This is a genomic window from uncultured Shimia sp., from assembly GCF_913054185.1.
In the GTDB taxonomy this organism is placed as follows: Bacteria; Pseudomonadota; Alphaproteobacteria; order Rhodobacterales; family Rhodobacteraceae; genus Shimia.
Genome location: NZ_CAJXIV010000007.1, coordinates 1 through 14092, shown reverse-complemented (window position 1 = coordinate 14092; position 14092 = coordinate 1). Strand labels below are relative to the sequence as shown.

14 protein-coding genes and 1 pseudogene are annotated in these 14092 nt (G+C 55.4%); 3 read left to right on the top strand and 12 right to left on the bottom strand.

The window, feature by feature from the left end:
- Window positions 1-182 precede the first annotated feature (182 nt).
- Window positions 183-1286, top strand: a complete 1104-nt coding sequence (locus QZ517_RS02735) for a helix-turn-helix domain-containing protein (RefSeq protein WP_366765995.1) — start codon at window positions 183-185, stop codon at window positions 1284-1286.
- Window positions 1287-1432: 146 nt separating this feature from the next.
- Window positions 1433-2344, top strand: coding sequence for a helix-turn-helix domain-containing protein (locus QZ517_RS02730; RefSeq protein WP_294221712.1), 912 nt, complete (start codon window positions 1433-1435; stop codon window positions 2342-2344).
- 3 nt (window positions 2345-2347) lie between these two features.
- Here the strand turns inward: QZ517_RS02730 and QZ517_RS02725 are convergent, their stop codons facing one another.
- The 9 genes from QZ517_RS02725 to QZ517_RS02685 form a co-directional block, all read right to left on the bottom strand.
- Window positions 2348-2737 (bottom strand): hypothetical protein, encoded by a 390-nt coding sequence (locus QZ517_RS02725; protein ID WP_294221709.1) that lies wholly within the window; start codon window positions 2735-2737, stop codon window positions 2348-2350.
- 167 nt (window positions 2738-2904) lie between these two features.
- Window positions 2905-3687 (bottom strand): HpcH/HpaI aldolase/citrate lyase family protein, encoded by a 783-nt coding sequence (locus QZ517_RS02720; RefSeq protein ID WP_294221706.1) that lies wholly within the window; start codon window positions 3685-3687, stop codon window positions 2905-2907.
- A 10-nt stretch (window positions 3688-3697) separates the two neighbouring features.
- Window positions 3698-4498: a 2-oxo-hept-4-ene-1,7-dioate hydratase gene (gene hpaH / locus QZ517_RS02715; protein ID WP_294221703.1), complete on the bottom strand. Its 801-nt coding sequence runs from the start codon at window positions 4496-4498 to the stop codon at window positions 3698-3700.
- Entirely contained in the window at window positions 4495-5349 is an 855-nt protein-coding gene (locus QZ517_RS02710; RefSeq protein ID WP_294221700.1) for a fumarylacetoacetate hydrolase family protein, read from the bottom strand. The genes hpaH and QZ517_RS02710 overlap by 4 nt, the downstream gene beginning before the upstream one ends.
- Window positions 5346-6743 carry a pyridoxal-dependent decarboxylase gene (locus QZ517_RS02705; RefSeq protein ID WP_294221697.1) on the bottom strand — a complete coding sequence of 466 codons (1398 nt, stop codon included), beginning with the start codon at window positions 6741-6743 and terminating at the stop codon, window positions 5346-5348. Before QZ517_RS02705 ends, QZ517_RS02710 begins: the two co-directional genes overlap by 4 nt.
- 88 nt (window positions 6744-6831) lie before the next feature.
- Window positions 6832-7815: a 3,4-dihydroxyphenylacetate 2,3-dioxygenase gene (gene hpaD, locus QZ517_RS02700; protein ID WP_294221694.1), complete on the bottom strand. Its 984-nt coding sequence runs from the start codon at window positions 7813-7815 to the stop codon at window positions 6832-6834.
- Window positions 7816-7824: 9 nt separating this feature from the next.
- The gene (gene hpaD, locus QZ517_RS02695) at window positions 7825-8679 is read right to left on the bottom strand and encodes a 3,4-dihydroxyphenylacetate 2,3-dioxygenase (protein ID WP_294221691.1); all 855 of its coding nucleotides are present in this window, start codon (window positions 8677-8679) and stop codon (window positions 7825-7827) included.
- A complete protein-coding gene (hpaE, locus tag QZ517_RS02690) occupies window positions 8679-10190 on the bottom strand; it encodes a 5-carboxymethyl-2-hydroxymuconate semialdehyde dehydrogenase (RefSeq protein WP_294221688.1) in 1512 nt (503 codons plus the stop codon). Before hpaE ends, hpaD (QZ517_RS02695) begins: the two co-directional genes overlap by 1 nt.
- Entirely contained in the window at window positions 10187-10576 is a 390-nt protein-coding gene (locus tag QZ517_RS02685) for a 5-carboxymethyl-2-hydroxymuconate isomerase (protein ID WP_294221686.1), read from the bottom strand. Before QZ517_RS02685 ends, hpaE begins: the two co-directional genes overlap by 4 nt.
- Window positions 10577-10701: 125 nt before the next feature.
- Here QZ517_RS02685 and QZ517_RS02680 point away from each other — a divergent pair, with 125 nt between their 5' ends.
- Window positions 10702-11142, top strand: a complete 441-nt coding sequence (locus QZ517_RS02680) for a MarR family transcriptional regulator (protein ID WP_283427734.1) — start codon at window positions 10702-10704, stop codon at window positions 11140-11142.
- On the opposite strand, the gene QZ517_RS02675 is transcribed toward QZ517_RS02680, so the two are convergent.
- The 3 genes and pseudogenes from QZ517_RS02675 to QZ517_RS02665 all read right to left on the bottom strand — a co-directional run.
- Window positions 11132-12364, bottom strand: a complete 1233-nt coding sequence (locus QZ517_RS02675; RefSeq protein ID WP_294221680.1) for a Tm-1-like ATP-binding domain-containing protein — start codon at window positions 12362-12364, stop codon at window positions 11132-11134. The genes QZ517_RS02680 and QZ517_RS02675 overlap by 11 nt on opposite strands.
- A 9-nt stretch (window positions 12365-12373) precedes the next feature.
- The gene (locus tag QZ517_RS02670; protein WP_294221676.1) at window positions 12374-13858 is read right to left on the bottom strand and encodes an aldehyde dehydrogenase; all 1485 of its coding nucleotides are present in this window, start codon (window positions 13856-13858) and stop codon (window positions 12374-12376) included.
- Window positions 13859-13865: 7 nt separating this feature from the next.
- Window positions 13866-14092: pseudogene (locus QZ517_RS02665) on the bottom strand (hypothetical protein); the annotation flags it as partial.

Sequence of the window (14092 nt, the reverse complement as noted above, 5' to 3'; positions counted from 1 at the left end):
CCTTTTCAAATGGGGCCATTATTGGGGGGAAGCGAATGTGCGGTTTTACCGAGCTGCCTCTGACAGGCAGGTCTCCGCATGTAGAGGGTCGGGCACACGCGCGGCGCGGGTCGGATTGCAAGCAAACAAATGACAGAAATTGCGCAATCGGTTGTCCATGCTGAGATGGGTGATTTTCATCTATGTCCTCTAACCTTTGCCTTGGGAACCGTGCTGATCTCGAAGTCTTGCACTCCAAGTTAGGGGGTGACAGCCCCCTACATAAGCGCCATTTTGGGCGAAAAGGGTCCGATTCAGACATGTCAAATGCAAAAAGAGTTGTCATACTCGCTGCGGAGAATTGTGTGCTGTCATCCATCGCCTCGCCGATGGACATGTTCCTGCAGGCCGGTGTGTTGTGGAACGTCGCAATGGGGGAGCGCCCAACTCCCCTGTTTGAAGTTGAGATTGTCACCGCTGACGGAAAACCCGTAACCGCAATCAATCAGTTTCCTGTTGTCCCAAGCCGCGCCATGCATGACGTTGATGTGCCCGATTTGGTCATTGTGCCTTCGCAGGGTTTTTTCTTTGATCCCAACGCACGCGATCATCAGGACCGCGTGGACTGGCTGATAGACACGCATAAAAACGGCGCGGATCTTGCCAGTGTCTGCGCCGGGGCCTTTACCCTCGCGTCCACCGGGCTGCTCAACGGAAAAACAGCAACAACCCACTGGAGCATGGCAAACCAATTCAAGAAACAATTTCCTGAAGTTGATCTGCGTACGGATTTGTTGGTGACCGATGAGGAACACTTGTTTTGCGGCGGGGGCATTTCAGCGGAGCTCAACCTCTCGCTGTATCTGATCGAGAAATACGTTGGTCGCGAGGTTGCTTTGCAAAGTGCGCGCTGCACCTTGGTGGATCTGGACTGCATCACCCAGTCGCCCTTCGCGGTTTTTACACCAGAGAAAAACCATAGTGACAAGCTGATCCTTGACGCGCAGGAGCACATCGACAGGCACTTTCAGAACGACGTGGATGTGGAAGCTATCGCCGACCATTCAGGCTTGAGTGTGCGCCAATTCAATCGGCGTTTCAAAGCCGCCACAGGAGAGACGTTCATCGGGTATCTTCAACTTGTCAGAATAGAGGCCGCCAAAGCCGATCTGATCAACACGTCTCACCCGTTTGAGGAAATCTCGATCAAATCCGGATACGAGAACATCAGCTTTTTCAGGCGGTTGTTTAAGAAAAATACCAGCATCACTCCCGCCGAATATCGGCGCCGGTTCGGAAACAGGTGATGTCATGGCAATTACATCATTTGACTAGGTGAACGGCTTTTGATGTTGCCCTCCAAACAATGTGCCAACGCGCGGAGGGTTTCCGCAAGCACGGCACCAAACATTTCCCTCTGCCGCAGCCGGTTATTAACTGCTACGCACCGGCCATGAGAGAAACCGTCACGTTCCAGTTGCTCGACTACCCAGGCTCGCAGAAGTCCGCCTTATGGGGTTTCAAAGATCTGCTGGAGTGTGCCAACAGTCTTGCTCAATCCTCAGATCGCCTCTTGTTTCAGGCCGACATCTGCCAAACACCTCAAGCTTACCCCAGCGTTGTGGTCCTACCGCCTGCGCTGTCTCTTGACCCACCGGAACTGCCCTCCGCGTGGCGGGCCCAGTTGATCTCTCAGCACAAAGCAGGATCAGTCATGGCATCTGTCTGTTCCGGCGCTTTTTTGTTGGCAGAAGCTGGTCTGCTTGATGACCGCCGGGTCACAACCCATTGGCGTCATGCCAACACGTTTCGGCAAAAATACCCCAAGTCGGTGATCGACACAGACCCGTTGCTGGTCGACATAGGCGATATTGTAACCGCAGGTGGCGTCATGGCTTGGACAGATCTTGCGCTGCATATGGTTCAACGGTTCGGCAGTCGCATGCTGATGATGGACGTTGCGCGGATGTTTGTTCTGGACCCACCTGACCGTGCGCAAAGCTACTACGCATCGTTTATCCCCGATACGAAACACTCCGACACGCAGATCGCCGGGGTGCAGGCCTTGCTTCAAAACACCTCTGGCGGAACACATTCGATTGCGTCACTGGCGCAAAGCGCGGGCATGTCCGAACGCAGCTTTCTGCGACGGTTCAAACAGGCCACAGGTTTAACGCCGGTGACCTACATTCAGAGTTTACGGGTCGAGTTAGCCCGGTCGCGGCTGGAGCTGACACGAGACAGCTTCGAACGGATCAGCTGGGATGTTGGGTATGCGGACGCGACGGCTTTCCGGCGGGTGTTCCGGCGGATCGTCGGGTTGAGTCCGTCAGCATATCGGCGCCGGTTTGGGCCCAGCACTTAGGCCTCAAACCTTTGGTCTGCGCAGATACAACACCATCAACACCGCCCAAATGCCTGCAAACAGGGCGGTCTGAGCCCAATATGGCCATGTCGATTGCCCGTCCTGCATCACCGACGCCAAGCCTTCAGACAGGTTTACGGAGGCAAGCCCCAGCACGGTAACTGCCAGCACGGCAAGCGCCACTGGCACTGTTTTGATGTCCCGGGACGCGGCGTAGAACAGGCCGACATAGCTGAGCACGGCGAAAGAAATAATCTTGTCCTGATACGCATAAAAAGGCGTGTCAAAATACACAAAAAGAAGCGGAACCTTAATGCCAAAGAAATGGGCGATAGACATGGCGATGAAGTAGGCGATGCAGACCAGAAAGCCGAAGCGCAGTAATTGCGGCATGTTGAGTTCCTCAGTTGATTTCCGAGGCCAGAGTGCCGGAAACAAAGAGGTGATGTCAGGGGCGATGTGGCCACCCTTCGGGGCAATCCCGCCACGAGCTTTGGAGACGTCGTTTTCTGCGGAGTTTCGGCGTATCCCAGCGTACCGCTCGGCGCGCGCGAGGTAGATCAACCCTCGCACAATCTCTGCCGAGAAGACTTACTGGACTTCCTCATGTGACGCGCGAAAAGAGTAACGTCGATTTCCGTCGCGATAAAAGTCGCTCCCAGATTTCGACACTCAGTTTGCAGCGATGCGTCCAACGTCAAAATCCCAGCGGCCTTCCCCGCAGCGACAATGCGACGGGTCGCGTCCAACACCGCATCTTTGACCTCTGCGTGCCCAGGTTTCCCGATAAACCCCATGTCCGCGGCGAGATCCGATGGTCCTACAAACACACCGTCGATGCCGTCAACAACGAGGATTTCGTCCAACGCAGCCATGCCTTTGCGGTTCTCCACCTGCGCCAACAAACAAATCTCCTCGCGAGCCGTCGTTAAGTAGTCACCGATCGCCGCAAAGTCAGATGCCCGTGCCAAGGCCGAGCCAACGCCGCGCACGCCATGGGGCGGATAGGTAACTGCTTCCACCAGTTCCTGCGCTTGCGCACCGCTTTCTACCATGGGGATCAGTAAGGTTTGAGCGCCTGCGTCCAAAAGCTGCTTGATGATCCAAGTTTCACCAATCGGGGGGCGCACAACAGCATGACTGTCTCGTCCGGCGATAACCTGAAGCTGCGCTGTGATTGAGCGCAGGTCATTTGGCGCATGCTCGCCGTCAATCAACAGCCAGTCAAAACCCGCTCCGGCGCTGATTTCCGCAATGTAAGGATCGGCAAGCCCAAGCCAGCAGCCCAGTTGCAACTCGCCTTTAGCAATCGCGGATTTGAATGGGTTGTGCGGTGCAGGCATGGGATTTCCTTTAGTCAAAGGCGATGTCGACCGCGCCGAAAGCGCCGAAGTCAGCGTGGATTTCCGTGCCCGAGGGGCATTCGACCGGTCGAATAAAGCTGCCGGAGAGGATGATTTGGCCAGGCTTGATGATCTGGCCATATTGCGCCATCCGACGCGCAAGCCAAACAACGCTCTCCACTGGGTCGTTCAGCACACCTGCGCCAAGGCCTGTTTCCTCAACCTCACCATTGCGGGAGGTGATCGCCCCAACCCAACGTAGATCGAAAGCCTCAACCGCATACTGCTGAGGCCCCAACACAACACCGGCATTGGCAGCGTTGTCGCTGATTGTATCAAGTACTGAGCGCGTTTGGCCCGTTTCAGGGTCAACCCGCAAGATGCGCGTGTCGAGGATCTCAATAGAGGGTGCCACATAATCGGTCGCAGCAAGCACTTCTTCGCGTGTGACATCCGCGCCACCGATGCCTGTTTTCATCACAAAGGCGATTTCAGCTTCAATACGCGGTTGAATGAACCTGCCCTTTGGCACTGTCGCGCCGTGAGCAAACACCATATCATCAAACAGGATGCCGCTATCCGGAATGTCGATGTTGAGCGCATATTGCATGGCTTTGGACGTCAAGCCGATCTTCCAACCTACCGCCTTCTGCCCAGCGGCCAGTTTCGCTTGGGAAATCGCATTTTGGATCGCATAGGCGTCATCCATATCCATATCAGGATGGCGTTTGCTTAGCAGATCAATTTGGTGCCCTGCCTTCTCTGCCCGCAACAAGTCAGCAGCAGCGGCCTTGTGACATTCCGGCGTCATTGGGCTTCATCCTCAATGGTGTTTCGCAAGGTGCCGATCCCGTTCACTTCAATCTCCACCACATCCCCAGGCTTCAGGAACTGCGGCGGATCAAGCCGCGCGCCGGATCCCGTTGGCGTTCCCGTGACAATGATATCGCCAGGCTCAAGCGTCATGAAGGTCGATATATATTCGATCTCCCGCCGGATCGGGTGCATCATACGTGCCAAGACATCATCCTGACGCACCTCCCCATTCACACGCGTGATGATACGGGCGTCATCCAACTGAGCGGCATCGGTAAAGGGCACAAGCCAGGGGCCAATGGCACCTGATCGGTCCCAGTTCTTGCCTTGCGTGACGTTGAATTTCGCATGCCGCACCCAATCGCGAATGGTACCTTCGTTGCACAGCGTCAAGGCGGCGATATGATCATAGGCATCGGCTTGCGTAATCCGGCGGCCCTTTTTGCCGATCACAATCGCAACTTCACCTTCATAATCCAATTGCGGGCTTTCCGGCGGTCGGATCAAAGGCTGATTGTGGCCGGTAAATCCCGAAGCAAACCGCGGGAACAAAGACATGTATTTGGGTTGTTCCGAGCCGTCTTTGTATTCGGCGTTGCGATCCGGAAAGTTGACCCCAACACAAAGGATGCGACGCGCGTTGGGCAGCACCATCTCATACACAAAGTCCGTATGTGTCACTGCCTTGCCCGCGGCAGCGGCTTCAAGCGCAGCAAGGCCATCATTCTGAACCGCATCCAAAAGCGTCAGCCATTGCGGGAAGTCACTGCTCAGGGCAATCATGCCTGCATCAGTCACGGCTCCATAAAAGACGCTTCCATCGGCACGATACGTTGCAAACTTCATTTGATTTGCCCCCAAACATCTTGGATGACCGCGCAAACAGCCATCACATCGTCTCGTGTTGTGTCGAACTGGCCTACCTGAACTCGAATGATCTTGCGGCCTCCAAAAGCCCCTTGTGTCAGATAGATGCGGCCATCGGCGTTCAGCGCATCAACCAAACGTTGCTGGGCTGCATCATCACCCGGGCAGCGAAAGGAAAACAGGCTGAGGATCGGGTCAGTAGCAATCTCAAACCCATCCATGGCACTGATTTTGCCACACAGTTCTTCGGCCCAGGCAACATGGTTCCGAATACGCTCTTGCAAACCTTCCAATCCATAAGACCGGATCAAGAACCAGAGTTTCAATGCCCGAAAGCGTCGACCAAGCGGGATGGTCCATTCGGAATAGTTGGTCAGGGCTTCCCCGGTGGTTTTCAAATACTCCGGTTCAATCTTGAGCGTATCAAGTTGCGGTCCCGCATCCCGAAGGAATTGAACCGAGCAATCAAACTGAGCCCCCAACCATTTGTGGGGATTGAAAACAATACTGTCAAAGCCATCTACATCTTCCCAGAAATCGTCGCGAATTTCTGGACAGATCATGGCGGACCCTGCCCACGCGGCGTCGAGATGGGTATAAAGATCGTATTGCCGTGCCAGTTCCAGAACCGGGCCCAAAGTATCACACGCCCCGACGCCGGTTCCGCCAGTGATTGCGACCACCCCCGCGGGTGTGTGACCGGCGGCAATGTCGTCTTTGATTGCCGCCTCAAGCGCGCGGCTGTCCATGCCATATCGGGCGCCGACGCCGGGGATTTTGACGAGGTTTTCCTGCCCGATCCCCGACACCCAACAAGCGCGATCAATCGAGGAGTGCACCTGATCAGAGCAATAGATTCGCAAATTGCCTTTGCCATTCAAACCGTCTCGATTGCCGGTAAACCCAGTGGCACGTTCTCGCATGGTCAGGACCGCAGACAGCGTTGCAGATGATGCGCTGTCCTGAATGACACCCGTGTAAGGTTGCGGCAAACCCAAGGCCTGACGCAACCAATCAATCATGACACCTTCGACCTCCGTGGCGGCGGGCGAGGTCTGCCACAACATACATTGTGCGGCCATTGTGTTGACCAGCTGCTCAGCCAGAATGGACGGCGGTGCGGCGTTGGCAGGGAAATATGCAAAAAAACGTGGATGCTGCCAGTGGGTCATGCCCGGCATCACAATGTCTTCGAAATCCTTGAGGATGACCGACATGTCTTCGCCTTTGGTGGGCGGCACTGGGGCGAGCTGTGCAGAGATTTCACCCGGTTGAGTTTGCGCCCGCACCGGTCTGTCGCGCAACGTCTTATGATACTGTGCACCCCAATCGGCGATGTGTTTGCTCCAATTGGCAAAGTCGTCCCAGTTCATGCGCCACTCCCAGACGTTAATGTCGATCTCTGTATGCCTGTTCGCTTGGTAACCTTTGGCACCCTATCGCGATGTGGCGCTGCGCCGGTCATGGCGCAATTATCGGGCTGGCCTTCATGTCGGACTCCTTGGTGTCGACTCCCACAAAGGTTGTGCCATGCTTAAACCAACTTTCAGGTGCGGCCGCCCCCCATAAGGTTTGGCGCTGCGGGTCTTTCAAGTCCCATTTGATCGGTTCAAGATCTGGGTCAACGGTCTGATAATCGGAACAATAGATCTCAATCCGGTGGCCGTCGGGATCCAGAATATACAGAAAAAACGCATTCGAAATCCCGTGACGTCCGGGACCACGTTCAATATTATCAACATAGCCGGTGGTCGACATCAGATCGAGCAGATCAATGATGTTGAGCGGTGTTGGCACCCAAAACGCCACATGATGCATGCGAGGCCCGGTTCCGTTGGTGAAGGCCATGTCATGCACCCCGCCTTTGCGATGCAACCAAGCCGCCCAAAGCCGTTTGCTGTCTTCATCTTCGGTGTATTCCGTCACCCGGAACCCGAAGTCGGAATAGAATGCGGCAGAGGCATCCACGTCATGACTGAAGCAGTTAAAGTGATCGATACGCAAAGGTTTGACACCACGGTAGAGCGCATACTTCTGATGGATCGGCTCAAGCCGGTCCATCTTGTGATAAAATTCCAACGGAATGCCAATGTTGTCCGACGTCAACAACGTCCTGCCTTGATACGGTCTTTCGACCCAGGATGTCGGCCGCCCTTTGGCTTTGAAGAAGACCTCTGCGCGGTCCAGGTCGTCTTCGTCAAACGTTTTAAACCCCATCACCTCAACCGTACCGGGCTGATCCGATTTTTGAAGGATCACACAATGGTGACCGCGTTCTTCCATAGCGCGCAGGTAGATGTGGCTTTCGCTCTCATCCGACACCTGCAGTCCAAGGATTTCGGTGTAGAACTTTTTCGACGCCATCAAGTCGTTGACGTTCAAACAGACATGGCTCAGGCGGATTGTGTTGAAGTCCGGATAAAGGTTTGGGGCTGGAACGGGCATCAAAGCCTCCTATTGGACTGGAAAGATGACATTGGTCTGGCCAGTGCCCGAGCTGGGAAAATACTCGGTTACGACTTCGCATTTCGCGTCGTATCGATCCCAGCCTAGCGCACCATAGAGCATCGCCGTGTCGTGCATCGAGCCTTCGCCACAGCAGTACTCGGCGTATTCGGGCAGCATCTTGAGGAAAGCTGCGTGATCCCCACGCTGCCACATATCCAGCACGTGCAAGTCCATTTGCCGGTTGAACTCGGAGCTGATCGTAAAAGTACCGTTGTTGGCGGCATAGTCTTTGTTTGGCCAGATTTTGTGCGACAGTGAGCCAGATGCGACCAAGAGAACCTTGCTGTCAGATGCCTCAACCGCCGCGCGGATGGCTTCACCAACAATGCGGCTTTCATCGTGGCCATGTACCGTGCACCAGGCGGCCACCGACACAACCTTCATATCATGGGCACGAGACATAAACCGCATTGGGACCAGCGTGCCATATTCCAATTCAAGCGAGTCGAGATGGTGCGCCAAAGTATGAGCGCCACGATCAGACGCCTCTTTGGCAATTGCATCTCCCAGTTCCGGATTGCCTGCATAGTCATAAGGCATATCCTGAATGAACTGCGGAAATTCATTTGACGTGAACAAGCCCCCAAACCGGCTGTTGGCATTGATATGAAAGCCTGCGTTGATCACCCAATGAGTGTCACAAATGACAATTGTGTCGGCCCCAAGCTCTTTTGCGCGACGGGCGATTTCAAAATGTCCATCGATAGCAGGCTGGCGAGCGCCTTTGACCGGCCCGTCCTGTTCGCTCATCAGCATGGTCGGCACATGTGTGCACTTTGCTGCCAGTACGATCTCGCCCATCACAACGCTCCCAGCTTGGTGATTTTGTGCTGCCCGGTGGCAAAACCGATGTGCTTTTGCTCCATGTAGAAGTCAAACGACCAGTCGCCGCCGTCACGGCCAATGCCGCTGGCCTTGACGCCTCCAAAGGGCGTCGGCAAGTGGCGCACGTTTTCTGAATTCACCCAGATCATGCCCGCCTCAAGCTTGTCAGTGAACCTAAGCGCGCGCGTCAGATCTTTGGTCCAAACGTATCCAGTCAAGCCATACGGAATGTCGTTGGCGATCTCCAACGCCTCTTCTTCCGTCGAGAACGGGATCGACGTCAGTACCGGACCAAAGATTTCCTCCTGCGCAATGCGCATTTGGTTGTTGGCCTGCGTGAAAAGCGTCGGGCGCACAAAGTAGCCCTCGTCCCCCACGGTGACACCACCGGCTGCAACCGTTGCACCATCTTCTTTGGCGATGTCAAAATAGCTCGTGACTTTGTTGAAATGCTCTTCGGTCACCAACGGACCGATTTCTGTAGCGGGATCAAGCGGGTGCCCCACCTTGATGTTGTTGACCCGCTCTATCAGCTTGGCCTCAAACGCATCGCGAATGGTGTCCTGCACCAGCAAGCGCGAGGAAGACGTGCAACGCTCACCGTTGATCGAATAAATCATGAAGATCGCTGCATCCAAGGCCCGATCCAAATCGGCATCGTCAAATACGATCACAGGATTTTTGCCGCCAAGTTCAAGGTGATTACGCTTAAGCGTGTCCGCTCCCTGCTTGGTAATCAAGCTGCCCGTGCGGCTTTCACCCACAAAAGCGATCGCCTTGATCTTAGGATTTTCGCACAGAGCCTTGCCCACCTCTTCGCCAAACCCGTTCACTGTATTTAATACACCTGGTGGCAAACCTGCCTCTTCGGCGATTTCCACAAGCAAGCGCGCAGTCAGCGGCGAAGCCTCTGCAGGTTTGTGAACCACAGTGCAGCCCGCGGCCAATGCTGGTGCGATTTTCCATGTCGAGAGCATGAAAGGTGTGTTCCACGGTGTAATCACCCCCACCGGGCCAATTGGCACACGCGTGGTGATGTTCATCAAGGTTGGTGATTTTAGGTGCTGGCCATCACGCGCCTGCACAACCTGATCAGCAAAATACCGGAAGTTTTCAGCCCCACGCAGCGCGGCTTTGGACATGAACTTATACGCTTGCCCAGTGTCCCAACATTCACAGAGCGCAATTTCCTCTGCACGCGCCTCGATGCCTTCTGCGATGCGGATCAGTATTTTCTTGCGCACCAAAGCTGGCATATCGCGCCATGCGGCAAAAGCAGCGTGAGCCGCATCTGCTGCGGCATCAATGTCACCTGCTGTCCCATGCGCAACGTCACAGATCAGAGTTTTGTCAACGGGTGACATGTTCTGAAACGTCCCTGCACTGCCCTCCACATCCAGACCTGCAATCCGGTTCTGGATACCTTCGGCGCGAAAGCGTGACAGAAACCCGTCCAGCTTTGCAATATTGTCATCAAGTATGCTCATGCTGAGGTCTCCAGATGGTCACGGACATTTCCGAATTTTGGTGAAAGATCGGCATCGATGTCGCGCATTTCGGCTGAAAGGGCGATGGAATGGGTTGCCATGGCCGGCGCGACAAACTCTCTGAGAGCCGCAAAAATGCGCTCAGCCGCGGCTTTCTTTACGTTCTCAGGCCGACCAGCCCGAAGCCGAATACTCAAGTCCAGGAACCCGTGTTTGGGGTTTCCGTCCGCCATTGCACAGTAATCTACACGCGTCGCGCGGACACGAATACCTGCTATCGGGAAGGTCTCGATCTGTGCCGCCGTTGCGCGGATCACCTCACATAAGGCCGCCATATCCACAACCTCTTCGAGGTTGGCAGAATAGTCGATCTGAAAATGTGGCATCAGCTCTCCTCTTACACATTTAATTGTCATGACAATTATTGTCTTGATAATTAATTTTGAGTTCGGTTGTCAACCGGCATATTGTTGTGCAAGTCACAGACATCGACACTTTTGAGGCCCAGACCATGAAACCGCTCCCATCAACCGCGCGCTCTCTGCCCATCGCTCTTATTCGTGCCCGCGAAGGTGTCATGCTCCCGATACGGGAGATGCTTTCAGAAACCGGGATCACCGAACAACAGTGGCGCATCTTGCGCGTTCTTTCGGAGTATGGCCGCACCGACAGCAAAACGGTTGCAGACCGATCCAGCCTTCTGTTTTCCAGCCTGACTCGCATCGCGGCCACGTTAAGAGAGAAAGAGTTGGTCACCCAAATCCGCGACGAAGAAGACCGCCGCCGTCAGTTCCTTGAGATCACACCTGCTGGCCAGCAAATCATTGACAATCACGCGTCTCAATCCACCCAGATTGTTGCGGGCTTCAAAGACACGCTTGGCGAGGAAAACTACGAGACCCTGCTGGACCTCCTCGCCATGCTTGATCCCGGTGCCAAACCTAAGTCCTGATCGTTCCGTCGGCGCACCAGCCATCAATCACCTCAAGCGCCTTGTCTGCAAAAGCGCCGTCATTGATGTGGCATGCAAAGCGATGTGTTTGAACGTTTGGTGGCAACGTAGTTTCAAGCTCATTCAGGAATGCTGCAAGCCCGTCGGGATTGTGCAAGTCCGCACCTTCCCTGTCCCATTCTCCCAACCCATGTTCCGGCAAAAGCAGTGTGACTGGCCCTTTGGCTGTTTTCAACTGTTCCGAATGCGCACGCGCGACTGCTTTGATTTCCTCCGCCTGCAGGACAATTGAGGTCAACAGGCGATTGTGTTCGTGGACCATGTGACTATCCCACTTTTCCGCCAATGGCTGCCACCCCACCACATCCACCAGATCATAACAGCCCGGCGCCACGATTTGAGGGGTGCCGTTTCGGCCAGCGCCGGTCAATCGATCCGCCCCAGCGGACAAGCTGGAGCCATTCACATGGTTGCCCAACTCCTGCGTGCAGAAATCAAACACGCAGGCAAACGCCCCCTGCGCGGCAAGACATTCAAAAGCACGCCCCCCCATGCCGGTTGCATGGAAAACGGCCACCTCAAAGCCCCGCGCTTCCAGTGCTGGTATCAGAGGAATGACGTATTTCAGCGCCGATGTCCCCAGAGACGTCATCCCAATCAAAGGCTTATCCGGATCCGGCCGCTGCACTGCGCGCGCGGCCCCCAAAACAGCCCCAGCCGCCTGAGACAGGGATGCTTTACAGATTGAGTTCAATCCATAGAGGCCACCCGCCCAAAGGATCATTTGTGCGTCAGCAGCCAATCGTTCTGAAGGAATGAGTGGTGAAAACGCCACCGTAGATACAATATACTTTGGCACGCCCAACGGCAGCGCCGAAGCCACATCAAGAGCAAGGTCCGTTCCCATTGTGCCGCCTAGCACAATCATGCCGTCAAACTCACCTTGCGCAAACAAACGCGCTGTCAAAAGGCTCGCGCCCTTCGCCATGATCTGCATGGCGTGGTTCTCATCCCCGCTGTCGATGGCTTTCTGAATGGAGCTGCCGCCCTCTTCGGCGACATCGTGCTTTGAGTAATTGGTGGGCTTGGACGGGTTCCCCAAGACGGAAACATCCATTGTGACCACGTGGCCACCCTGTTGTTGGATTACGCCAGAAAGAAAACTCAATTCGTCGTCTTTGGTGTCAAAAGTGCCGATCACCAGAATTGTCTTGATGGTCATTAGAGGCCCCTAAAGCTTGATCCAAGCGGTTTTCAGATTCACGTATTTGTCGATGGCGTGCAGCGACTTGTCAGACCCGTTGCCAGATTGCCCAACACCGCCCAACGGCACCGTCCCATCCGCCCCACCGTAAGTATTGATGTGCATGACGCCTGTGCGCACGGTTTTCACCATACGATGCGCACGGCCAAGATTTGCTGTCCACGCGGCACCGGCGAGGCCGTAAACTGTGGAATTGGCCAACGAGACGGCGTCCTCTTCCGTTTCAAACGGTGTGACACCTAAAACCGGCCCAAACACTTCTTTCTGCGCCAATGTCGCGTCTTGCGTGACGCCGGTGACAATGGTCGGCGCCATGTAAAACCCGCCCGTGTCCTGCAAAATCCGCGCCCCGCCAGTAACAACCTGCCCGCCTTCGGCGACGGCCGTTTCGACAAATCCAAGGTTCGCTTGCAGCTGGGTTTCCGAGTTCACCGCGCCGATCTGTGTCTCCACCTTCAGCGGATCACCAACACGCATCGCCTCCGCCGCTTTTATGACTTCTGCCACAAACTCATCATGGATTGGCGCCTCGACCAAAAGGCGCGAGCCCGCCACACAGACCTGGCCGGAGTTGCGGAAGATGCCCGCGGCGGCAACCTTTGCCGCTTCATCCAGATTGGGTGCATCAGCAAACACAATGTTGGGGGACTTCCCACCAAGCTCCAGATAGACGCGCTTCATGTTCGAACGCGCAGCATATTCCATCAACCGTCGCCCCGTCGTGCCAGACCCGGTGAAGACCAGCACATCCACGTCCATCGACAAGCCGAGAGTTTCGCCAACAACGCGACCTTCTCCGGTCACCGCATTTAACACACCAGGCGGCAACCCAGCTTCCAACGCCAGCTCTGCCATACGCATCAACGACAGCGATGCGGTTTCCGATGGCTTCAACACAACCGAATTGCCCATCGCAAGCGCGGGTCCAAGCTTCCATGCCCCGATCATCAAAGGAAAATTCCAGGGAATGATGGCCCCAACCACACCCACTGGTTCTTTATGGATCATGCCAAGCACATCGCCTGATGTCGGCGCGATCTCTCCGTAAATCTTGTCCAGCGCTTCGGCATAGTACCGGATGGTTGCAGCGGCTGATCCCGGCTCAGCTTTGAGCGCCATACTAATTTCCGTGCCATTGTCGCGCACGCCCAATACGGCCAGCTCCAGCGCGTTGGCTTCAATCAGATCTGCCCATTTGAGCAACACCTTTTTGCGTGCCACCGGCGCCTGCCCAGCCCAGCGCTCATCTTCAAACGCCGCACGCGCCGAGGCAATGGCGGCGTTCATATCTTCCGTGGTGCCAGCCGCCACCGTTGTCAGGACTTGCCCGTCTATCGGCGAGACAACGTCCATGGTGCCACCATCGGAGGCCGGCACAGCCTTGCCGTCAATCAGGTGGCGAGAGGCTGCAACTGGCACTGCGCGCCATGTATCGATCTGTGTCTGGTCCAATGTCCGGTTACCTCATCTGACTGTCGTGCATGTCGTGGTCCGCTTCGGGTTGGTGGGCCTGCCATTCCTTGATCAGCGTGCGCACGTGCAGCACCAAAACCAGCACAATGACCCCGAATATAATCGCTGCGATTGGCCGGTCGATCATATCCAGTGGCGTTTTCAGGCGCGGCATGGCCGACCGCAGCTTGACTTCCATAATGCCACCCAAAACCATGCCAAGGATGATCGGTA